Genomic DNA, 21,990 nt, shown 5'->3' with positions numbered 1-21,990 from the left:
ATGCGGCCCCATCTGGCAACGCTGGTAGAGGATTTTGAGCGGCACAGCAGGGAAATCGCCATCGTTACACATCGTGGTAATCGCCGCATTGTGTCTACGTATGGTGAAGTAGCTGCACTGGCCCGGCGCTTTGCGGCCATGCTTTTGCAGCGAGAAATCAGTGCGGGAGATCGCGTCCTTCTGTGGGGCCAGAATTCTGCGGAATGGGTCGCGACTTTCTTCGGATGTGTGTTATGTGGAGTCATCGTCGTTCCGCTCGATGCTGCAGGCAGTGCTGAATTTGCAAGGCGCGTTTTGGATGATACGCGTCCTAAGCTGGTTGTGGGTGATGCCGCCTTGCTCACACAGCTGCCTGAAGGCACAGTAAAAATCAATTTTGATGACTGGATAGCAGCACTGCCTGCCAGGCCGCTGACGAACGTCCCCGCGCTCAATCTGGATACTCCGCTCCAGGTCCTTTTTACTTCCGGCACCACATCAGAACCGAAAGGTGTGGTCCATACGCACCGGAATGTGCTGGCGAGCGTAGCTCCTATCGAACGTGAAATACAAAAGTATCTAAAGTATGAGCGGCCCTTTCACCCCTTACGCTTCCTACACACCTTGCCGCTCAGTCACGTCTTTGGACAATTTATGGGTTTGTGGCTCCCTGTTCTGCTGGGCGCGGAAGTACATTTTGAAGCGCGCCTGCAGGCCCCGCGTCTGGTAGAACTCGTCCGGCGAGAGCGCATTTCTGTGATTGCTGCCGTGCCGCGCGTGCTTGAGCTTCTGCGTACCTATTTGTTTTCGCTTTTTCCAGAGCTACCGGAGCAAATCAATCGTGCGCAGGGAAAACCTGCGTGGAAGCGATGGTGGCGCTTTCGCAAGGTCCATCATTTACTCGGCTGGAAGTGTTGGGCCTTTGTCTGCGGCGGCGCAGCGCTTTCATCAGAACTCGAATCCTTCTGGAATACCCTGGGGTTTGCTCTGGTGCAAGGCTACGGCATGACGGAAACCACTGCGCTGATTACACTGAATCATCCATTCAAGGTTGGCAAAGGCACCATTGGGAAGCCGTTACCCGGACGCGATGTCCGCCTCTCAGAAGACGGCGAAATTCTGGTACGTGGCGAAATGGTTTCTACTGCAATCTGGCAGCGTGGCCAACTGACAAAGTCTTCTGATGAATGGCTGGCGACAGGTGATCTGGCGTGCAGTGATGAAGAGGGCCGTTTTCAATTTCTGGGCAGAAAGGGCCTGATGATTGTTACATCTTCAGGACTGAACATCCATCCCGAAGATGTGGAAGTGGTACTTGAGAAACAGTCAAATGTCCGTGCTGCGGTTGTCGTGCCAACGAACACACCCGCTGGTACAGAAGCGATGGCAGTGCTGCTTTTCCATGGGACGGAAGCAGAGGCGGCCCAGGCCATCCGTTCTGCAAATCTGCAATTGGCTGATTATCAGCGGATTCGTTACTGGCGTATCTGGCCTGGACTGGATTTTCCGCGCACATCTACGGGGAAAATCCAGCGCGGCAAAGTGGCCCAATGGGCCAGCTCTTTGACTATGGAAAAAACCATGGCCGGAGAAAATGACAGTGATCCGCTTCTGGCTCTCATTGCAGCCATTACCCGCAGTCCCGCAGGTAAGACCACAGATGAGGCACGGCTCGATGAAGACCTGCATTTGGACAGCCTGGGCCGGGTGCAGTTGCAAAGCGAGCTGGAGCAGAAGCTCGGTGTCACATTGGACGATACGACAATCATCAGCATAGAAACGCTGGGAGAACTGCGCAGGCTTCTAAGCAGAAACAGCGACGCTCTGCACCCCGCTGTCCCAGAAAGTCCTGCAGCAGTCAAGCCGCAATCACGACCAGCAACATCCATCTATCCGCAATGGCCGTGGTCTTGGCCGGTTCATGCGCTGCGTGTCATCTTTCTTGAGTGTGTTGCGCGGCCGATGACACGCTTTCTTGCGAAGCCAGCTACTGTTTGTGTCTCCAGGGTAATTGCAGCCCAGCGGCCGCTGTTGATCATAGCGAATCACGTGACGGCTTATGATGCCGCGCTTGTGCTCTACGCTCTTCCCGGTAGACTGCGCAGGCGAGTAGCCATCGCCATGGCTGCGGACATTCTCGAAGATTTTCGCCATGCTCGGGGCCAGGACACGCGGATACAGAACGTGCTTGCGCCGATTGCGTATTGGCTCATTACTGCGCTATTCAACGTTTTTCCTTTACCGCGCAGTGCAGGTTTCCGTGACAGTTTCGCACACATGGGCCATGCTTTGGATCGTGGCTACAACGTACTCATCTTTCCTGAGGGCACGCGCACGTCAGGGAACTTGCAGAAGTTCCGTCCCGGAATCGGCATGCTGGTGAAGGAGTCGAATGCGGCAGTTTTGCCTGTTGCCCTGCGTGGTCTTGGCGATCTAAAGCAGGGCGGTAAAGGGTGGTTTCGCTCCGGAAAGCTGGAGCTGCATGTAGGCAAGCCGATGCACTTCCGGTCAACAGATTCACCCGAGACGATTACTGCCGCACTCGAAAGCACTCTCCGTTCTATGCTGCAATGAGTTATTTCCCCGTTCGTCCGATGACCACATCGATGCCGCCGGTAAAACTTCTGCCCGGCATCCGGACGCCTTCAATTTCTTCATATCCTGTGTTGCTCAGGTTGGACATTTGCAGGTAGGGATGTACGCGACCTTTTTCTCGTGCAATGGCCATGTCCCATACGGGATAGGCATTCTGCTGATATCGCTGTGTAATTGCGATGCGATTCTGCAGCATATATCCAAATAAAGGAGTAACGGTCCACTCGGCAAACGCATTGTTGACCGGGTAGTTGAATACATATTCTGATTGAAGACCATGAAGCGCATCCTGGGCTCCTGAAAGCAGTGTCCAACCCAACCTGATGTGTTGGTTGTGTGTTGCCTGCCAGGTCCATGCGCTTTCGACCCCGGCGAACCTGAGGCCGGGCAGATTGCTCGCATGCCAAAGGTCGGACGCATTCGCACGAACATAATCAATTGCGTCGTGCTGGTGAGAATAGAATCCTGTGATGGAAAGATAGGAGTTTGATCCAGCAAACCAGTCCAGTCCTGCTTCATAATTCCATGCAGACTCTGGCTTCAGGTTTGGATTTCCAACTGTGGCTGGGTCGCTATAGTAAAGGTCAGTATAGGTCGGGAGACGAAAACCGTATCCCAGCGCGGCCCGCAGCTTGACGCTGGCATTCAACCAATAACTACCAGCAAGGCTAGGACTTGTGACGTAGTAGCCTCCACTGATGATCTCCTGTCGTAGGCCTGCTGTAATCGTTAGCCCTTTCCACTGCAGGTCTGCATCCAGGTATCCCGCGCCCCAGTTGCGAGCATGGTTGCCAAGATTATTGCTGTGAATGGAGTCCCCATCGCCTTCCAGCCCGTAAAAGAAAGAGCTGTGTGCACCCAAATGATCACTGCGACGAAGGGCCCCTTGCCAACTTTCGTCGATATGCTGGTTTTTGTAAAAGGCGGGATCATTACGCAGAAGCACAAAGATGTCAGAGTGTCTGCGATATCCAAATGCGGCTGATGTCTTCGTGCCCAGTTCCTGGCGCAGGGAAGCAAACCATCCTTTTGTGCGCTCCCATGAATTGAAGTTGCCATAAAACTGGTTGGCCCCAAACGCACGATCGCTACCGGCCAACAGAATGTCACTCTCTCCCAGAACGGTCTTCCATCTGGTTTCTGAGCTTCCGTTCTCATTACGGTAATCGCGGTCAGTCATAAAACCCGTTGAGAAATTGCGTGCACCTGAAGCCAGCTCGGACCATTGTTTCCCCACGATGGACCCGGTGAAGGCCTGCTCATCTTCGCCAAAGCTTCCCACTCCACTACGCAGTCGCAATGCTGTGGTTTGCGGAGTAGCCGTAAGAAAATCTACAACGCCTCCAATGGCGTCCGAGCCATACAGTGTCGAGCCGGAGCCATGCAGAATGTCAATCGACTGCATCGCATCCAGAGGTACCGGAAGGTCCAAATTATGGTGGGCTGACTGCGCATCATTCACGCGCAATCCATTGATCAGAACCAGCGTCTGCGCAAACGAGGAGCCGCGCATTACGATGTCTGCCTGAGCTCCCCCCGCACCGCGCTGTTCAATATAGGTAGAGGCGTCGGTCCTGAGCAAATCTTCCACAGTCGGGAACGCCAGGGGGTGTTCCTGGGGATTCAAGATCATTACCGAGCGGTTTGATTCGCCCAGAGTGACAGGCTCGGGGTTCCCCACCACAACAACCGTTGTTTTTGCTGTAGGCGGGGGAGGGAATTGAGCCTGGGAGGTTTCCTGCGCAATGGCATGGAAGAGACATAAGAAACCAGAAAGAACAAGGGTACAAACTTTCATGCGCTTATCATCCGGTTTCTTCGGGCAAGTCACAATGGTAATTTAGCCATGAAGTGAATAGTTCATTTCGTGAACCATCCAGTAGAATGATGGCATGCGAATCGAGGCATTTCTTGAGGAAAGTCCTCTTTTTGAGATCTATCGTGTCTCGCGAAAGCTGGAAACGCAGTTGCGTCAACTCTTAAGTCCATGTGATATCAGCTTTTTTGAGGCACTTTTGCTGGTCTCCATTCTGTTCGAGGAGCCCCGCGCGGTCAAACCGTCTCAGCTTGCAGACACCTTTTCAACCGGGCGCGGAAACATCAGCAACTGCATCTCCACGCTGGAGGCCCGTGGTCTTCTGAAGCGTCGTATTGATCCGGAAGATGGCCGCAGTATCCAGCTGCAGCTCAAGACCCCGGGGCGCAAATGCGCGATGCAGGCCGTCCGGGTTTTGGACCAGATGCAGAAGCTGTTTGAAAAAAAGATAGGAGCCCCGCAACTGAGATCAGCTCTTGCTGCCGTTCGCGAGGTAGAGCTTCTTTGTGAGGCAGCTTCCAATCACATGTAAGCTTTCTGCAGGCTGAGTGTCTATGACCATCAATATCCATCATTTGGAACTGCTGATGCTGTTACTGCTGCTTTTCGTGGTGGGGCTTGCTGTGCTTGCTCGCCGCCTTGGGCAGCCCTACCCCATCATTTTCGTTCTCGGTGGACTTGTGCTCAGCTTTCTTCCACCAGTCCCGGACATTGCGCTGCATCCTGATTTTGTCTTTCTCGTCGTGCTGCCGCCTCTCGTATTTGCTGCGGCCCACAATACGTCGTGGCGTGATTTTCGAGAAAACCTTATGGGCATTCTGATGCTGGCCTTTGGACTGGTTGCTTTCACCGTGGTCGGTGTAGGTTTTGCGGGGCACTACTTCTTTCCGCAGCTCACCTGGAAGACCGGCCTGGTGCTGGGTGCGGTGGTTTCCACTACAGACACGCTGGCTGCAACCAGCATTGCACAAAAACTCGGCATTCCCACTCGAATCGTGGACATTCTGGAAGGAGAAAGTCTCATCAATGATGCCAGCGGCCTTCTCGCCGTCAGCTTTACAGTGGGCATTATCACTAGCGGGCATGTGCCTTCTCTTCTCAGCGCTCTTGGTCAGCTCTTGCTCCTTTCTAGCGGTGGCGTCATCATCGGCCTCGCAATTGCATGGGTCCACTCACGGTTGATCTATCGCATTGAGGCTGCGCAGATTGAGTTGACCATGACTCTTATGGTTCCGTATGTTGCCTACCTGGCCGCGGAACGTCTGCATACCTCCGGTGTCATGGCGACTGTAGCCTGCGGATTGTATCTGGGGCATCACCGCACGCGGCTGCTTTCCCTCGGCGCCCGCCTCGAATCTCCGGCCGTGTGGAATACGGTTGAATTTATTCTGAACGGGCTGGTTTTTCTTCTGTTAGGTCTTCAAATCTCCTCCGTGTTGGCGGGGATTGAACATATGGGGACGGGCAAGCTCATCGCGGGTGGCATCATGGTCAGCATCATTGTGGTGGCGCTTCGCTTCCTTTGGGTCTTTCCTGGTGCCTGGATCGCGCAGAAGATCCGGAAGCATTTTTCCGGAAGGGAAACGGAGATAGAAAACCGTCAGGTGTTTCTTATCGCCTGGGGAGGAATGCGCGGCGTGATTGCATTGGCTGCTGCACTCTCACTTCCGGAATCACTCCCGGATGGGGCCGCATTTCCAGCGCGTAACATCATCATCTTTTTTACCTTCTGTGTCATTCTTGTTACGCTCGTTGGTCAGGGCCTGACTTTTCCCTGGATCATTCGCAACCTTGGTTTGGCCCAGAGTGGACAAAAACCCAATTTGGAAGAACAGATGGCGCTTCGGACCATGATTCAGCGGGCCATCAGTTATCTTCAGGCACAAAGAGAAAAGGATATTGCAAACAAGGAAGTGTACGAAGCGGTGGAGCGCGCGTACAAGCGTCGGATGGCGCTTCTGAAAAATCCTGAAGAAGGAACAAAAGAAGAGTTTTACGCTCAGGCCAACCGCTATCTTGAAGTTGCCCGTGAGGCCAGAAACATTGAGCGTATGGCCGCAGGAGAATTGCTTGCTACCAACCAGATCAACGATCTGGTCTACCAGCAGCTTATCCTCGACATTGATTTGCAGGACGCCCGCTATTCTGCGAAGTTTGCCTCCTGAAGCGTTGGCGCTCTGGATCGGAAAGATATGCAATCATACCGCAGTATCTTGCGTTGATTTCCACAGTCTACACAGGATATAGTTGGTCTACCTTTGCGGTGCTGGATGGATCTTCATCCGGCTGAAAAGGGAATCCGGTGCAAATCCGGAGCTGCCCCGCAGCGGTAAGCAGGAACGAAAGCCTCATTCAGACGCACTGGTTTGGCTCCAAGCCGGGAAGCGGAGGCAAGTAGGAAGGACAAGCCTGCAAGCCCGAAGACCTGCCGCAGAGAGACACTCATGCGCCTCCGAGGGGAGTGCCGGGTGATGATGGTCTCTTTCCGTCATTTTCCTGTCCAGTCTCACCTCTCAGGCGGAAAGGAAATTTCCGTGCCTGAATTGCAGACAACACTTGCTGAGATCGCACCAGACTTTCCACAGCCTGAGCCTGCACCACAGATGCAGGTGCGCAAGCGCAACGGTTCACTTGAACCTGTCGATGTGAACAAGATCGTGCGTGCCGTGCAGCGATGCTGCCATGGTCTGACGCACGTGGACCCGATGCGCGTCGCCAGCCGCACAATAGGGGGGCTTTACAACGGTGCTACCACACGGGAGCTCGATGCAATCTCGATTCAAACCGCGGCTTCGCTGATTGCTGAAGAGCCGGAGTATTCCAGGCTCGCGGCGCGCTTGCTGCTTTCCACCATTGTGAAAGAAGTTTCTGGCCAGAACATTTACTCGTTTTCGCAATCCATTGAGATGGGCCATCAGGAAGCTCTGATTGGCCGCGCCACCTATGATTTTGTTGTTCAGAACGCGCGGAAGCTTAACCATGCAGTGGATGAGGAGTTTTCTGATCGATTTGAATACTTTGGTCTGCGCACTGTGTATGACCGCTATTTGCTGCGGCATCCCATTACGCGCAAGGTAATAGAAACGCCGCAGTATTTCTTTATGCGTGTCTCCTGCGGACTGGCAGTTACGGTAAATGAGGCCATAGATTTTTATCGCCTGATGGCTACGCACGATTACATGCCCAGTTCGCCGACCCTCTTCAATTCCGGCACCCGTCACGCACAGATGTCCTCCTGTTATCTCATAGATTCCCCGCAAGACTCGCTTGAGGCCATCTATGACACCTACAAGCAGGTGGCGATGCTCTCAAAGTTTTCCGGGGGCATCGGTCTGGCTTTCCATCGCGTGCGCTCAGAAGGATCTTTGATCCGTGCGACGAATGGTCTCTCCAATGGCATCGTTCCCTGGTTGCACACGCTCGATGCATCTGTGTCTGCGGTCAATCAGGGAGGAAAGCGTAAAGGTGCTTGCTGTGTTTATCTGGAGCCCTGGCATGCTGACATTGAACAATTTCTGGAACTTCGCGACAACACGGGCGACCATGCGCGCCGCACGTACAACCTGAACCTGGCGAATTGGATACCAGACCTTTTTATGCGTCGCGTGGAGACAGATGGGGTCTGGTCGCTGTTTGATCCTAAAGTTGTCCCTCATTTTCCCGACCTTTATGGTGAAGCCTTTGAAGCTGCTTATGAGGAAGCTGAGGCGCAGAAGCTTTATACAAAGCAGATAAAGGCCCGCGACCTTTATGCACGCATGATGCGCACGCTTGCCGAAACCGGCAATGGCTGGATGACCTTCAAGGACACAACGAACCTGAAATGCAATCAGACGGGAAGGCCGGAAAACGTCGTGCATCTCTCAAATTTGTGCACAGAAATCACCGAAGTCACCTCTTCGGCAGAAACTGCTGTCTGCAATTTGGGATCAATCAATCTTGCCCGACACGTTGTAAACGGAAGCTTTGATTTTGAAAAACTTGCGCGTACCGTACGCGCAGCGATTCCGATGCTCGACCGCGTGATTGACATTAACTACTACCCCGTGGAAAAAGCAGCGTCTGCCAATCACCGCTGGCGTCCTGTCGGGCTTGGTATCATGGGGCTGCAGGACGTCTTTTTCCAGCTTGGCCTGCCGTTTGATTCGCCAGAAGCATCTGCTCTTTCTTCGCAAATTCAGGAAGAAATTTACTTTCATGCCCTCAGTGCCTCCTGCCATCTGGCGGAAAAGCAAGGCCCGCATCCGGCCTTCAGCGAGACCCGTGCTGCGCTGGGCAAACTGCAATTTGATCTCTGGGGTATCACTCCAGCCAATCAAGGGCGATGGGACGCACTCAAGCAGCGGATCCGCCAATATGGCCTGCGTAATTCGCTTCTGATTGCCATTGCGCCTACAGCGACCATTGCCTCCATTGTCGGCTGCTACGAATGTATTGAGCCCCAGGTCTCAAACCTCTTTAAGCGAGAAACCCTCTCAGGTGAATTCCTTCAAGTGAACCGGTATCTCGTCGAAGAGCTGAAAAAACTGGGCCTATGGACAGAGGAAATGCGCGCGCGGATCAAGCTGGCTGAGGGCTCTGTTCAAAACATCGAAGAATTACCGAAAGATCTCCGCCAGATTTATCGCACGGTCTGGGAATTGCCCATGCGGGCCATCATTGATATGGCTGCTGCTCGCGCCCCCTGGATCGACCAGAGCCAGTCGCTGAATCTCTTTGCTGAGTCTCCCAACATTGGCCGACTGAGCTCAATGTACATGTATGCCTGGAAGAGCGGCATCAAAACCACCTACTATCTGCGTTCGCGTCCGGCCACGCGCATTGCAAAAACCACTGTTCAGCAAAGCTCAGGAGCCATTGCCTGCTCTTTGGAAAATCCGGAATCCTGCGAAGCCTGCCAGTAAAGGAGAAAATTCATGTCCATTGTTACAGAATCGTCCGTAAAGGTCCCTGATTCCATCCTCGATCCTGGACTTTGTCTCACATTGCGGCCTATGCGTTATCCCGTTTTCTTTGAGATGTTCAAAGACGGAATCCGCAACACCTGGACCGTCGAAGAAGTAGATTTTTCTACCGATCTTGCTGACCTGCGCGCGAAGCTCACACCGGCTGAACGGCATCTGATTCAGCGCCTAGTGGCCTTCTTCGCCACAGGAGACTCGATCGTCTCCAACAATCTCGTGCTCAATCTTTACCGGCATATCAATTCTCCTGAAGCCCGTTTGTATCTTTCGCGACAGCTCTTTGAAGAGGCCGTCCACGTGCAGTTCTATCTCACGCTGCTGGACAATTACATCCCTGATCCTGCGGCGCGGGCCGAGGCCTTTGCCGCGGTTGAAAATATTCCGTCTATTGCAAAGAAGGCACAGTTCTGCATGAAGTGGATGGATTCCATTCAGCAGCTCGACACATTAAAAACGGAAGAAGAACGCCGACAGTTTCTACTTAACCTTATCTGTTTTGCCGGATGCATCGAGGGCCTGTTCTTCTTCGCAGCTTTTGCTTATGTGTACTTCCTGCGGAGCAAAGGTCTTTTGCATGGACTTGCAACTGGGACCAACTGGGTCTTCCGTGATGAAAGCTGCCACCTTGAGTTTGCCTTTGAGGTGGTAAAGACCGTCCGCACGCAGCATCCGCATCTCTTTGACAAAACGATGGAAGAGCAGGTCATTGCTATGTTAAAGGAGGCCGTGGATTGTGAAGCTCAGTTTGCAGAGGACCTGCTCTCCGGCGGGGTTGCCGGTCTTTCCCTGAAGGACATGCGCGAATATCTTCAATACGTAGCGGATGCGCGTCTGCAGCGACTGGGAATTTCCGCTGTCTTTGGCTCAAAAAATCCATTTCCTTTCATGGATTTGCAGGATGTCCAGGAACTGACGAATTTCTTTGAACGCCGTGTTTCCGCCTACCAGGTAGCTGTCCAGGGAGAGGTTACGTTTCACGATGAGTTCTGAGCCAACCTTTGTCACAGGGTCTCCGGTCTAAAATACCTAGGCAAGGAGGCCCTATGGCAGCCCTTCTTGGAATTATGACGGCGCTCGTCTTTTTCTTTCTCATCGCCGTGCTGTGGAGCGGAGATCGTCTTTCCCAGCACGGCTTTCATTTGAAAGGCAGAAGCCGAAAATAAACCTCTCCCAGAAGCCAGGCAGCAGGGCGAATGGATCAGGTGGCTTTTCTATTTACGCGTTCCGCGTTACAGTAGCCTTCATACGAAAATGAGCGCTACTGTTGTCTCAAATCCCTCCATGGCTGGAATGAAAACCCGCCTGGTCTCTCTTGATGTGTTACGCGGGCTTACCATTGCCTTCATGATTCTGGTGAACAACGGCAACGAATATTCTTACTGGCCGCTTCACCATATCGACTGGAATGGCTGGACTCCCACGGACCTTGTTTTCCCGACGTTTTTGTTCGTTGCCGGAGTTTCGCTGGTATTTTCCTTTGAGTCTCGCCTCAAAAAAGGTGAATCGAAAAGTTCTATCTTTGCTCATGCTGTACGCCGGTCTATCGTTCTGTTCCTATTGGGCCTGGTCGTCAATGGTTACCCATTTTTTCATCTTGGTACACTGCGTATTTATGGCGTTTTGCAGCGCTTTGCAGTCTGCCTGCTCATTGCCGCCGTTCTGGAGCTATGGGACCGCGGGGCAAAAAGCAAAATTGGTGTCCTAGTTTTTTGTCTCATCGCTTACTGGATCATCATGCGTTGGGTCCCGGTCCCGGGATACGGCCTGCCTGGGCGGGACATTCCATTTCTCGACAAAGACGCAAACTGGGTCGCCTATCTGGACCGCCACATCTTTCCAGGAAGGCTTTATGAGGGTACACGCGATCCAGAAGGGCTGCTTAGTAACCTTCCCGCATTGGGGACGGCCATTCTTGGTATGCTTACCGCACTCTGGCTGCGAGCGGAAAGGGCCACTCGGACCAAATGCGCAGGACTGTTTGCTGCGGCCATCGTCTGTTTGTTGCTGGGTAAGATCTGGGGATACTGGTTTCCTATCAATAAAAAACTCTGGACCAGTTCCTATGTACTTTTTGCTGGAGGATGGTCGCTCCTGGGACTTGCCGTCTGCTACTGGCTGATTGAAATCAAAAAATGGACCCGGGGCTGGACCTTCCCCTGGATTGTCTTCGGTTCTAATGCGATCGCAGCCTACGTTTTCTCTGAGCTGCTGGCGCCTACGCTATGGACCTTCAAATTCGGTGCGACACATAAGTCGATTGGCCAGATGGTTTATCCCAGCGTGTTCGGGAAAGTTCCGGACGCAGCCTTTGGCGCGCTGCTTTATTCGCTTGCCTTCGTCGCCGTATGCTTTCTGCCGGTCCTTGTCCTCTATCGGAAAAAGATCTTCATCAAGATCTGAGCAAGGGACCATTGCCTTGCATCTATTTTTGAGAGAATGAAAAAGATGCAGAATGCAATCAGTACACAAACAGAGCCAGCAGCGCCCTCGCCCCGGCAGGAAGAACCTGCTGTTGAATCGTCGCGTAAGAGATGGATGCGCCGCCTGAGCAAACTGGGGCCGATCGTGCCCTATCTTACGGGCGGGCTGCGTATGGTGGACCACGGTGCCGCACAGATTCTAGCCAACCTGCTGACACTTGCCGCTGGACCGGGATCTTCTTCCTCAGACGGACATTCGGAGATACGGCAGGAGCTGGAGGAAATCGAGGCAAGTCATCGCGACCTGCTGCTTTCTGTTCAAGGCCACGGCCTTGAACTGAAGCGGTTCGAAGAACAAATCCTTTTGCTGCGCCAGTCAGTCGAGCGAAACGCCTTGCAACAGACTGAACTGGCCGAAGAGCTTCGTTCGCTTCGGACACTTATATTGCGCACCACAGCATCTCTGGCAGTTTTATTTGTTCTGGTGGTTGCCGGGGCGATTTTCTTCATAGCAAAACGATAGAAAGAAAACTGTAGAGCGAGTGCAGTCCAGGCATGAGACTTGTTTTTTGTGGTACTCCCCAATTTGCTGTTCCTACGTTGCACACACTTCTCCGTGCCGGACATGACATTCGTCTGGTTTTGACGCAGCCTGATCGCCCCCAAGGAAGAGGCATGAATCTGGTAGCACCTCCCGTAAAGCTCGCGGCCATGCAGGCAGGGATTTCGGTGGTACAGCCGGAAAAGATCAAAACAAATGCCGGTCTTCGGGCGCAACTGGAAGAAATCCAACCTGAAGCCATCATTGTTGTGGCCTATGGGAGGATCATTCCGAAGTGGATGCTTGATTTGCCCAAGTACGGCAATCTGAATCTTCACGCGTCTCTATTGCCCAAATATCGTGGTGCTGCGCCCATCCAGTGGGCGATCGCTAATGGGGAACCGGTAACAGGGGCCACGATCATGCGTCTGGACGAGGGGTTGGACACCGGCGATATTCTTCTCCAGCGTGAATTGCCGATTGCTCCGGACCAGACGGCGGAAGACATCTTCCCGCTGCTTGCATCGATGGGCGCAGATCTCATGGCGGAAGCACTGGAAGCGCTCGCATTGTCCACGATTACGCCGCAAAAACAAGATGAAAGCAAGGCCACGCTTGCTCCTGTTCTGAAGCGAGAAGATGGACGGATTGACTTCTCGCGCCCGGCCATTGAAATTTATAACCGCTGGCGTGGCTTTCAGCCGTGGCCGGGAATTTATACGCAATTCCGTGGTAAGAAACTTGTTTTTCACCGTATGATGCCCATGGAACTGCGCGGAGAGGAAAGCCTTCCCGCCCGTATGCTGACGGATCGTGACCGCCTGTTTGTTGATTGCGGCAAGAACACACGACTGGAGCTTTTGGAAGTCCAGCTTGAGGGCAAGAGACGGATGCCTGCCGCAGATTTTATGCGTGGTCATCAGGTCCGCAATGGCGAACGGCTCGGATGAAAGGTGTTGCTCCAGCGCGAAAGGCGGCCTTTGAGGTCCTCCTTGCAATCGAGCGCGACCAAAAGCGAAGCGATGGGTTGCTGTACCACGCATCGATCAGCAAGTTGTCTGCGGCTGACCGAAATCTGGCCACAAATCTTGTGTTGGGTACATTACGGTGGCAATCTGCACTGGATGAAACCATCAACGCCCGCTTGACCCGGCCACGAGCGGTCCTGGATGCCGGCATACGAGTCGCCATGCGATTGGGGGTCTTTCAGCTGCTTTATCTGGACCGCATACCCGCTTACGCTGCAATTGGCGAGAGTGTCGAGCTGGCGAAGAAGTCCGGCAACCGTTTTGCGGCCGGAATGGTCAATGCCGTTTTGCGGAAAATCGCTGCGGAGGTCGAACAGAAAGAAACCATAAATGTTACAGATCCGTCTCGTTTGGCACGGGTCTACGCCCACCCGCAATGGATCGTTGAGCGCTGGGTCCGGCACTTTGGTTTCGAAGGTGCAAAGGCCATCTGCCAATATAATCAACTTCCTGCACCGGTGTATGTCAGACTTTGCACACAAGATGCAGAGTGCAGATTGCTCGAAGAGGGCCTAGGCGTTGCTCCCGGCAAATTTCTTCAGAATGTATGCCGCATTCTCTCCGGTGACGTTACTTCAAGTAAAGCCTTTCGGGACGGTGTGGTTCGGATTCAGGACGAAGGGTCGCAACTGGTAGCTGAGCTTGCAGGCAAGGGACGCCGGATTCTCGATGGCTGCGCTGCGCCGGGGGGAAAGACTGCGATACTCGCCGAGCGGAATCCGGATGCGCAAATACTTGCCTGTGATGTCAGCAGAAAGCGCCTGGCACAAATGCAGATGCTTTTTGCCTCAGACCCTCGCCTGAAGCAGCTGAGATATCGGGTCATCGATGCCGCGATGCATGACATGTCTGCGGAATACGATCTGGTCCTCTGTGATGCTCCCTGCAGCGGCACCGGAACGCTAGGCCGCAACCCTGAGATTCGTCATCGACTTACGGAAGCAGAATTGCTGAGGCAACGGGACCGCCAGATAGAAATTCTCTCTTCTCTTTTGCGCTGTGTGAAGCGCGGAGGACGTTTGCTCTACTCTACCTGTTCACTTGAACCGGAAGAGAATGAAAATGTCATCACTGAGTGTTTAAAGCGCAACCCAGATTTCCAACTGGTCTCTCTTGAGCAGGAAATTGATCGGCTGGACCAGGCAGGCATCCTGCGGCCCGGTGCGGCAGATACGTTGAAGAGTACGGCCCTGTCAGGGGGCTGCCTGCAGACCCTTCCCGGGACCCACGATTGTGATGGCTTCTTTGCCGCGATGTTGGTTAATGGACTACCGTAAGCTGTATCGGAATATTTGCATCGACATAATGCCCTGCTGGCGGGTTTTGTGCAATCACACTGCCCGGTGGAAGTGGGGCAACAGGGGCCTGTGCAGATCCAGCCGCTGAAACAGCCGGGACGCTGGCTGGAACATCTGTTACAGGAGCAAGTTTCAGTCCTGCCCGAAGAATGGCCGCTGATGCGGCCGGATAGAGCTGTCCTGTGAAGTCCGGCATTACGTAAGCATTTGTTTCCGCAGCAGAACTGTCTGCCACCAGGAGACTGAGGCTGGGGCGTTCCACGCCTTCTGCATTGGCTGGAGGGTTCTGCGCGATCACCGTTCCTTCCGGAACGTTCGCAAACGGCATCCTGGCCACGTTTCCAAGGTCCAGCCCGTCACGCCGCATGGTAATCGTTGCTTCGCGCTCCTGCTGCCCAATCACGTTGGGGACAGGAATGCGTTGCGGACCGAGGCTTTGCGTTACACGTACTCGCCATTCGCGCCGCACCACTGTTCCCGGCGCTGGAGACTGCGTCAGCACACGGCCCTCCGGCATTTCGGCACTGTAAAAACGGTTGTCAATACTCAGGCTCAGGTCGAGAGAAGCGGCCTTGCGTATGGCATCGGCCACACTCAAGCCGCGAAGGTCAGGAACCTGGACTTCGGCCCCATGAATGGCAAAGTGCATTGTAGTAATGGCTGATACCAACGCTACAACGCACAGCAGCAGAAGCAGCAGTGCCATCCGGAACAGGCGCGTCATGGACGAGGCTCTCCGTCCGCATATTCAATGACGAACTCAATCGTTGCGCTTTTTTCAAGCATCTTTGAAACGGAACAATATTTGTTCTTGGAGAGCGCCACAGCATCTTCTACGGCCTTGCGCGAGACATTTCCTCCAACTCTGTAGACAAGTTTGATGTGCGTGAAGACGCGAGGGGCCTCATCTGCCTGTTTTGCTTCAGCCGACACCACAAGGCTGGTAAAGGGCTCGCGCTTTTTCTGCAGGATGCTCACCACGTCGACGGATGTGCATCCACAAAGGGCAGCCAGCACCGCTTCCATCGGGCTTGGTCCCGCGGCATGGTCTGGGCTGGCATCAAAGTGGATGGAATGTCCGCTCTGTGAGCGGCCATCGAAGAGCATTTCTTGCTTCCATTCTGCACTTGCAATCATCGATTTTCCTTTTCCTATTAGTGATGCTGGTTGTCAGAAGCTGGTTCCGGATGAATCAAGACCCGATAAACTTCCGGGCACTCTATCTTGAAGCGGTCTTCCAGCGCCGTAATGACCTCATGCACCCGGTGCATGTCCATCTCATCAGGAAGTGTGCAGTGGCATGAGACCTGAATTTTGTCTCCTATGCGTCTGACTGCAATTTCGTGAATGTCCAGGATCTCGGGCAGCCGATCTGCAGCATGTCGAAGCTGCTCTTCAATGGCGCGCTGGCTTGCCACCACTTCCGTCTGTTCTATCGTTGCCGGCTCACTTTCAATATGTGTCAGTACCGCTTCCACCTGCGGAAGGTCGCGTCGGATCTCCTCTTCGATGCGCCGGACAAACTGATGGGCCTTAAGCAGTGGCATGTCTTCGGCCACTTCAATGTGCTGTTCCACCCGCAGCTTTCCGTCCACGGACTGGATGCTGACATCGTGCAGCAGGACATTATTTCGTGCGGCGACGGCCCTTACTTTATCAAAGATGCTTTCAGCCACAGAAGGGCGCGGCACTGTATGAATCACCACATCTGCATCGGGCAGGACCCGCTGGACGGCCGCAGTTGCATCCTTGACCAGTTGTTCCGAGTGCTGAAAAGTCATCTGACGCGGCAGGGAAAGCGTGAAGTCGGCAAAGTAGGAGTTGCCGGAACGCCTCATCCGCGCGCGGTCTACGGCCAGCACGCCTGGAGTATGCCGCAACTCATAGAGGACTCGGCGCCGCGTCTCCGGTGGAATGGCGTCCACCAGCTCTGACACTGTGCGCCGTGCCAGCTTCCATCCGAAGTAGAGGATCATCAGGGAAACGCAGATCGCAGCAATGGCGTCGGCCAGGCGCAATTGCGGAATCCCCAGCTTTGCACCGAGCCATGATGCTGAAAGCCCGATAAAGACGGCTGCGCTCGACCAGATGTCGGACCGGAAATGCAGTGCATCGGCCTCCAGTGCCTGACTTCCATAACGGTTTGCAGCAGCCATCAACTGTTTGGAGCGCCAGTAATCTACGCTCATGGAAAGCGCCAGCACGGCCAGCGGCCAGAAGGAGTAGCGAAGATCGATCGGATGAAAGAAAATGCGCTCCACGGCCTCGTACGTGATCCAGAGGCTGGAAGCCAGCATCAGAAAGGTCTCAACAAAGGCAGAGACGTTTTCAATCTTGCCATGGCCGTAAGGGTGGTTTTCGTCTGCTGGCCGGTCTGAGACGCGCACAGAAAGAAAAGTGAGTCCTGCACCGGCCAGGTCAATTCCGGAATGTGCCGCGTCCGAGAGCATTCCGAGGCTTCCGGTCAGCAGGCCGGTTGCGATTTTCAGGAGCGTCATCAAGGTTGCTGCCAGCACAGACACAATGGCAGCAGAGCGCTTTTCAGCGCTAGCACGATGAGCAGCATGAACAGTCGTGGCCTGCATCCTCTTTAGGGTTTCATACCGCGGTACAGCCCCGCAATGCCAAAGCTGTATGGCTTCCAGCTGACCTCTGAAAACCCGCTGCTTTCCATCAGCGCCAGCATTTCTTCGGGGGGAGGGAAACGATGGACTGAAGCCGGAAGATATGCATAGGCGGCGGAATTGCCCGAGAGCAGGGAACCAATCCTGGGCAGTATCCGGCGGAAATAAAACGCATACAATTTGCCTGAAATACCGCCGGGTTCACTAAAGTCCAGGATCCCAATCTGACCACCCGGTTTGAGCACGCGATAAAATTCTTCCAGTCCGGCACGGTAATTTGCCAGGTTGCGGAAGCCGAACGCAGTGGTAATCAGGTCCAGAGAATGGTCGGGCAGGGGCAAATGCAGGGCATCGGCTTCCACTACGATGGCATTCTTGTCTTTCAGCTTCGCCCTGCCCCGTGTCAGCATCTGGTGGGAAAAGTCGGCGGCCAATATGGGGCGTCCATTTTGGGGACGCAGACGCAGCAGTGCCAGCGTCATGTCCCCTGTTCCACAGCAGATGTCCAGGACTGCTGCTTCCGGGCGGGAGAGGATGCCTTGAAAAGTACGCGCCGTACGTCGCCACCAGAGGCTGTCAATCTTGCAGGAAAGAACATGGTTCAGCAGGTCATAGCGGGGGGCAATGTCATCAAACATCCGGCGTACCGCATGTGCGGCGCTGGAGGCGTCTGTGCTGCCCGCGGGTTGTGCTCCGTGTGTGGCCATTATGCTTTCCGTGCCTGGTTGAGCATCCACTGTGATGCGGAAAAAAGTTCAGCGTCGGTTACATCTTCTATGACCTGCGAATCTCCAATGCCAACTGGCAAAATAAACCGCCGCACGCCGAAGCGGTTTTTCTTGTCGCGCCCGGTCGCCTCCACTAGTTTTTGCGCACTGGCACGGAAGGGCGGCAGCGGTCCATAACTGTGGATGACCGCGCTGATCCGGGCCGCCTCCTCAGGCGTGACTGTTTTGCGCGCCTTGGCCAGATGCACGGCTGCAATCATGCCCCAGGCAATGGCTTCTCCATGCAGGAGTTTCCGGTAGTGGGTGACTGCCTCAATCGCATGACCAAGCGTATGCCCAAAATTCAGGATCATCCGCAGGCCTGACTCACGCTCATCCAGTCCAACCACTTCAGCCTTCATACGGATCGAGGCCGCAATCACATGTTCCAGGGCCTGAGTGTCCCGTCCAAGCACCTCAGGACGATGGCGCTCCATAAAGCGAAAGAGCTTTGCATCGCGGATGACGCCTGCCTTGATGCTCTCAAAAAGCCCTGCACGCAGCTCGCGTTCCGGGAGTGTCTGCAGCAGGTCAACGTCCGCGTACACTGCAAGCGGATGATGGAAGCTGCCTACGAGGTTCTTTCCTGTAGTGAGATTCACACCAGTCTTTCCGCCGACGGAAGAGTCAACTTGTGCCAGCAGCGTAGACGGAATCTGCACATAATCCATTCCGCGCATATAGATGGCCGCAAGAAATCCCCCCAAGTCCCCCACAATTCCGCCGCCGAAAGCAATCAGTATTGAGCCGCGATCGGCCCCAGCGTCAGAGAGCTCGGTGGCCAGCCGTTCCACCTGCGCCATCCTCTTCTGCTGCTCACCCGGCGGGAGAAACAGTGTCACAGGTTGCGCGTTCGGCGGGAAGGATGCAAGGAAGCGCTTCGACCATAGGCCCCAGATCTCCGGTGAGGTCAGGACGAAGATGCGCCTTTGTTTCGGCAGTTTTCTGTAAAGGTCCTTGAGTAGCCCGCTGCCGACATACACGGGATACTCTGCGGAGGCTGTTTTTATTTTGATCGTGCGCACGCTTCTTTCATCGTATCGCAGTCATGATAGCCTCAAACGTTATGGCAGATTTTGTTGTTGTAGGCGCGGGGATCGCTGGCCTGCGCGCCGCCATTGGGCTTGCAGATGCAGGCCGCGTTCTGGTGATTACCAAAGAGCAGCTGGGCGAATCCAATACGCACTATGCTCAGGGAGGCATCGCTGTTGCACTGGGAGGTGAAGAAGATGTCGCGCTGCATCTTGAAGATACCCTCAGCGCTGGCGATGGTCTTGTGAATCGCGAGGCCGCAAAGGTGCTGGTGGAAGAAGGACCACGTCGTGTGGAAGAACTTCTGGCCTGGGGCACAGGATTTGACCGCGAAAACGGTAGACTGATGCTCACCCGCGAAGGTGCGCACAGCCGCAATCGTATTCTTCATGCGCATGGCGATGCTACGGGTGCGGAAATTGGCCGCTCTTTGCTCGCCCGTGCACGCGCTACGCCGAACATCAAGCTCCTTGAATGGACAATGTGTGTGGATCTGCTCGTTGAAAGAGAAGAAGTCACTGGTCTTACAGTCCTGAATCCCAGGGGCCAGCTTTGCCGGATCCCGGCCCGAGCAGTTCTGCTCGCAAGTGGCGGAGCAGGCCAGGTTTACAGCGATACCACGAATCCCGCCGTGGCCACCGGAGATGGTATCGCGATGGCCTACCGTGCCGGAGCTGAAATCTCTGATATGGAGTTCTATCAGTTCCATCCCACTGCATTCAGTCTGCCTGGAGCGCCCCGCTTTCTACTCTCCGAGGCGCTGCGTGGCGAGGGAGCATATCTGCGGAACGCCAAGGGCGAACGCTTCATGGATCGCTATCATCCGTTGCTTGAGTTGGCACCACGTGACGTTGTGGCCCGCGCCATCACACAGGAGGGAATCGGCCCCGACGGGGAGACTCTGCCCGTCTATCTCGACATGAGGCATGTGAAGGGAATTGACCTCAACCAGCGTTTTCCCGGTATTTCTGCCTTTCTCTCCCGTTATGCCCTGCATCTGGGCCGCGACCTTGTCCCAGTACGTCCTGCTGCCCATTACCTGATGGGAGGCGTCCGGACAGACATTGATGGGCGGTCATCACTCCGGCGCCTCTACGCTGCGGGCGAGGCCGCCTGCACCGGGGTCCACGGCGCCAACCGTCTGGCCAGCAATTCGTTGCTGGAAGGCCTTGTCTTCGGCGCACGCGCGGCTGAGGCGATGCGCCATGAGCCTGACCTGGTCTCCGCGCCAGACTCTGACAGCACAGAACTTCCTTCCCTGCCTGCGGAAGACAGCAGCATTCTGTTACAGCAATTACAGCAAACTATGTGGCAAAAGGCCGGTCTGCTGCGAGATGCCGGCGGATTGAAAGAAGCGGCCGGGGAGTTGCTCGACATGCAGGATCGCCTGCCTTCAGCACAAGACCGACCCTGCCTTGAGCTACGGAACCTCCACATCGTGGCGGATCTGATTGTAAAATCTGCGCTGGCCCGCGAGGAAAGTCGCGGCGCGCACTTCAGAAATGACTATCCCAAGCGAGACGATGCCCGCTTTCAAAAGCACTCAGTGCTCAGAAAGGGCAGCGAGATAGAGTGGTCCTGAGCTAAGAGAAGAAAAAGGCCCTCTGCCGAGGGCCTTTTCTACGAACTGTTCTGTTGTATTAGCCTGCTTTTTCCAGCAGCGTAATCGAAAGATCGCGGTTCTTCACCATTTCAGCGGTAATTTCAAGGTCCTTCACCTTCTTGCTGCTGGGCAGGTGATACATGAGGTCGAGCATCAGCTCTTCAAGAATCATGCGCAGGCCGCGCGCGCCAACCTTACGGTGCAGGGCCTCCTGCGCAATTGCGCGGACTGCATCTTCTGTAAAGTGCAGTCGAACGCCTTCGTACTCAAAGAGTTTTTGATACTGCTTCAGGATGGCATTGCGTGGCTTTGTCAGAATTTCTACCAGCGCAGCCTCATCGAGCTCATCCAAAATCCCGATGACTGGCAGCCGTCCTACAAACTCCGGAATCAGTCCGAATTTAATCAAGTCCTGTGGCTCGGCCTGCCGCAGCAATTCGGCGTCGCGTGTGGGCCTTATGCTGCCGGACTCTGTCTGCTCCGTTTCAGCCAGTGCTTTGAAGCCAAGGGCCTTTTTCCCGATGCGACGGGCAATCACTCGCTCCAGGCCAACGAATGCGCCACCGCAGATGAAGAGGATGTTTGTCGTATCAACGGGGGTGAATTCCTGATGCGGATGCTTCCTCCCGCCCTGCGGCGGAACATTGGCAACCGTCCCTTCCAGGATTTTCAGAAGCGCCTGTTGTACGCCCTCACCGGACACATCTCGCGTAATCGATGGGTTCTCGTCCTTGCGGCCGATTTTGTCGATTTCGTCAATGTAGATGATTCCCGTCTGGGCCCGGGCAACGTCGCCATCTGCGGCCTGAAGAAGCTTCAGGATAATGTTTTCCACATCCTCGCCCACATACCCGGCTTCCGTCAGAGTGGTCGCATCGACAATGGCAAAGGGAACGTCCAGCATCTTGGCCAGCGTGTGCGCCAGCAGCGTCTTGCCACTCCCCGTCGGACCTACCAGCAGGATGTTGGACTTGGTAAGTTCCACGTCATTACCGCGCATCCGGTTCATCTGGATGCGCTTGTAATGGTTGTAAACTGCTACGGCCAGTTTTTTCTTGGTCTGGTCCTGGCCAATGACGTATTCATCCAGAAAGGCACGGACCTCAGTCGGCTTCGGCAGGTGCGGAGGCGCCGCACCCTGCTGCGTTTCTCCGCGGTCGTCTTCCAGGATGGAGTTGCAGACCGCAACGCATTCATCGCAGATGTACGCGCGCGGATAATCACTTGGCGAGGAAATCAATTTTGCTACAGCGTCCTGCGACTTATGGCAGAACGAGCAGCGGAGAGCATCGTCGGGTCCCGTGCGCGTTTTCATGTGCTACC

Annotated in this window: 17 protein-coding genes and 1 riboswitch; of the genes, 10 read left to right on the top strand and 7 right to left on the bottom strand. The window is 54.6% G+C overall.

Annotation, left to right across the window (positions count from 1 at the left end; genetic code table 11):
• Complete coding sequence (locus tag N655_RS0115735) at window positions 1-2,553, top strand: AMP-binding protein (RefSeq protein ID WP_026443754.1); 2,553 nt, start codon at window positions 1-3, stop codon at window positions 2,551-2,553.
• A gap of 1 nt (window position 2,554) precedes the next feature.
• On the opposite strand, the gene N655_RS0115730 is transcribed toward N655_RS0115735, so the two are convergent.
• Window positions 2,555-4,372 (bottom strand): TonB-dependent receptor plug domain-containing protein, encoded by a 1,818-nt coding sequence (locus N655_RS0115730; RefSeq protein ID WP_026443753.1) that lies wholly within the window; start codon window positions 4,370-4,372, stop codon window positions 2,555-2,557.
• A gap of 94 nt (window positions 4,373-4,466) precedes the next feature.
• On the opposite strand from N655_RS0115730, the gene N655_RS0115725 reads away from it, so the two are divergent.
• The 8 genes from N655_RS0115725 to rsmB all read left to right on the top strand — a co-directional run bounded on the left by N655_RS0115725 (window position 4,467) and on the right by rsmB (window position 14,620).
• On the top strand, window positions 4,467-4,922 hold the full coding sequence (locus N655_RS0115725; RefSeq protein WP_026443752.1) for a MarR family winged helix-turn-helix transcriptional regulator: 456 nt from the start codon (window positions 4,467-4,469) through the stop codon (window positions 4,920-4,922).
• 22 nt (window positions 4,923-4,944) lie between these two features.
• Entirely contained in the window at window positions 4,945-6,555 is a 1,611-nt protein-coding gene (locus N655_RS0115720) for a Na+/H+ antiporter (protein WP_044934893.1), read from the top strand.
• A gap of 79 nt (window positions 6,556-6,634) precedes the next feature.
• Window positions 6,635-6,837, top strand: a riboswitch (cobalamin riboswitch).
• Between the two features lie 87 nt (window positions 6,838-6,924).
• Entirely contained in the window at window positions 6,925-9,294 is a 2,370-nt protein-coding gene (locus tag N655_RS0115710) for a ribonucleoside-diphosphate reductase subunit alpha (RefSeq protein WP_238324796.1), read from the top strand.
• 12 nt (window positions 9,295-9,306) lie between these two features.
• Window positions 9,307-10,344: a ribonucleotide-diphosphate reductase subunit beta gene (locus N655_RS0115705; RefSeq protein ID WP_044934891.1), complete on the top strand. Its 1,038-nt coding sequence runs from the start codon at window positions 9,307-9,309 to the stop codon at window positions 10,342-10,344.
• Between the two features lie 300 nt (window positions 10,345-10,644).
• Window positions 10,645-11,754, top strand: coding sequence for an acyltransferase family protein (locus tag N655_RS0115695; RefSeq protein WP_238324795.1), 1,110 nt, complete (start codon window positions 10,645-10,647; stop codon window positions 11,752-11,754).
• Between the two features lie 45 nt (window positions 11,755-11,799).
• Complete coding sequence (locus N655_RS0115690) at window positions 11,800-12,297, top strand: hypothetical protein (RefSeq protein WP_162173567.1); 498 nt, start codon at window positions 11,800-11,802, stop codon at window positions 12,295-12,297.
• A gap of 32 nt (window positions 12,298-12,329) precedes the next feature.
• On the top strand, window positions 12,330-13,265 hold the full coding sequence (fmt, locus tag N655_RS0115685) for a methionyl-tRNA formyltransferase (protein ID WP_026443746.1): 936 nt from the start codon (window positions 12,330-12,332) through the stop codon (window positions 13,263-13,265).
• Complete coding sequence (gene rsmB, locus N655_RS0115680) at window positions 13,262-14,620, top strand: 16S rRNA (cytosine(967)-C(5))-methyltransferase RsmB (protein WP_026443745.1); 1,359 nt, start codon at window positions 13,262-13,264, stop codon at window positions 14,618-14,620. Before fmt ends, rsmB begins: the two co-directional genes overlap by 4 nt.
• On the opposite strand, the gene N655_RS19435 is transcribed toward rsmB, so the two are convergent.
• Genes N655_RS19435 through aroB form a run of 5 tightly spaced genes read right to left on the bottom strand, consistent with a single transcriptional unit; the run spans window position 14,604 to window position 19,057 of the window.
• Window positions 14,604-15,365, bottom strand: a complete 762-nt coding sequence (locus N655_RS19435; protein WP_049961487.1) for a PASTA domain-containing protein — start codon at window positions 15,363-15,365, stop codon at window positions 14,604-14,606. The two genes, rsmB and N655_RS19435, sit on opposite strands and share 17 nt — an antisense overlap.
• Window positions 15,362-15,778, bottom strand: coding sequence for an OsmC family protein (locus N655_RS0115670; RefSeq protein ID WP_026443744.1), 417 nt, complete (start codon window positions 15,776-15,778; stop codon window positions 15,362-15,364). The genes N655_RS19435 and N655_RS0115670 overlap by 4 nt, the downstream gene beginning before the upstream one ends.
• A 17-nt stretch (window positions 15,779-15,795) precedes the next feature.
• Window positions 15,796-17,226 (bottom strand): cation diffusion facilitator family transporter, encoded by a 1,431-nt coding sequence (locus tag N655_RS0115665; RefSeq protein ID WP_026443743.1) that lies wholly within the window; start codon window positions 17,224-17,226, stop codon window positions 15,796-15,798.
• A gap of 5 nt (window positions 17,227-17,231) precedes the next feature.
• Window positions 17,232-17,972 (bottom strand): bifunctional demethylmenaquinone methyltransferase/2-methoxy-6-polyprenyl-1,4-benzoquinol methylase UbiE, encoded by a 741-nt coding sequence (gene ubiE, locus N655_RS0115660; protein ID WP_044934885.1) that lies wholly within the window; start codon window positions 17,970-17,972, stop codon window positions 17,232-17,234.
• The gene (gene aroB / locus N655_RS0115655) at window positions 17,972-19,057 is read right to left on the bottom strand and encodes a 3-dehydroquinate synthase (RefSeq protein ID WP_026443741.1); all 1,086 of its coding nucleotides are present in this window, start codon (window positions 19,055-19,057) and stop codon (window positions 17,972-17,974) included. Before aroB ends, ubiE begins: the two co-directional genes overlap by 1 nt.
• A 41-nt stretch (window positions 19,058-19,098) precedes the next feature.
• Here aroB and nadB point away from each other — a divergent pair, with 41 nt between their 5' ends.
• A complete protein-coding gene (nadB, locus tag N655_RS0115650; protein WP_049961486.1) occupies window positions 19,099-20,646 on the top strand; it encodes an L-aspartate oxidase in 1,548 nt (515 codons plus the stop codon).
• Window positions 20,647-20,704: 58 nt separating this feature from the next.
• Here the strand turns inward: nadB and clpX are convergent, their stop codons facing one another.
• A complete protein-coding gene (gene clpX, locus N655_RS0115645) occupies window positions 20,705-21,982 on the bottom strand; it encodes an ATP-dependent Clp protease ATP-binding subunit ClpX (RefSeq protein ID WP_026443739.1) in 1,278 nt (425 codons plus the stop codon).
• Window positions 21,983-21,990 lie beyond the last annotated feature (8 nt).

It is taken from the genome of Pseudacidobacterium ailaaui, from assembly GCF_000688455.1.
GTDB classification, from domain to species: domain Bacteria; phylum Acidobacteriota; class Terriglobia; order Terriglobales; family Acidobacteriaceae; genus Pseudacidobacterium; species Pseudacidobacterium ailaaui.
The sequence above is the reverse complement of the archived record's forward strand: the minus strand, read 5'-3'. Positions and strand labels throughout refer to the sequence as shown.

Bases quoted from the DNA above. Each gene is read 5' to 3' on its own strand.
- N655_RS0115735 (WP_026443754.1), top strand. From the start codon at position 1: ATGCGGCCCCATCTGGCAACGCTGGTAGAGGATTTTGAGCGGCACAGC.
- N655_RS0115730 (WP_026443753.1), bottom strand. From the start codon at position 4,372: ATGAAAGTTTGTACCCTTGTTCTTTCTGGTTTCTTATGTCTCTTCCAT.
- N655_RS0115725 (WP_026443752.1), top strand. From the start codon at position 4,467: ATGCGAATCGAGGCATTTCTTGAGGAAAGTCCTCTTTTTGAGATCTAT.
- N655_RS0115720 (WP_044934893.1), top strand. From the start codon at position 4,945: ATGACCATCAATATCCATCATTTGGAACTGCTGATGCTGTTACTGCTG.
- N655_RS0115705 (WP_044934891.1), top strand. From the start codon at position 9,307: ATGTCCATTGTTACAGAATCGTCCGTAAAGGTCCCTGATTCCATCCTC.
- N655_RS0115695 (WP_238324795.1), top strand. From the start codon at position 10,645: ATGAAAACCCGCCTGGTCTCTCTTGATGTGTTACGCGGGCTTACCATT.
- N655_RS0115690 (WP_162173567.1), top strand. From the start codon at position 11,800: ATGCAGAATGCAATCAGTACACAAACAGAGCCAGCAGCGCCCTCGCCC.
- fmt (WP_026443746.1), top strand. From the start codon at position 12,330: ATGAGACTTGTTTTTTGTGGTACTCCCCAATTTGCTGTTCCTACGTTG.
- rsmB (WP_026443745.1), top strand. From the start codon at position 13,262: ATGAAAGGTGTTGCTCCAGCGCGAAAGGCGGCCTTTGAGGTCCTCCTT.
- N655_RS19435 (WP_049961487.1), bottom strand. From the start codon at position 15,365: ATGACGCGCCTGTTCCGGATGGCACTGCTGCTTCTGCTGCTGTGCGTT.
- N655_RS0115670 (WP_026443744.1), bottom strand. From the start codon at position 15,778: ATGATTGCAAGTGCAGAATGGAAGCAAGAAATGCTCTTCGATGGCCGC.
- N655_RS0115665 (WP_026443743.1), bottom strand. From the start codon at position 17,226: ATGCAGGCCACGACTGTTCATGCTGCTCATCGTGCTAGCGCTGAAAAG.
- ubiE (WP_044934885.1), bottom strand. From the start codon at position 17,972: ATGGCCACACACGGAGCACAACCCGCGGGCAGCACAGACGCCTCCAGC.
- nadB (WP_049961486.1), top strand. From the start codon at position 19,099: ATGGCAGATTTTGTTGTTGTAGGCGCGGGGATCGCTGGCCTGCGCGCC.
- clpX (WP_026443739.1), bottom strand. From the start codon at position 21,982: ATGAAAACGCGCACGGGACCCGACGATGCTCTCCGCTGCTCGTTCTGC.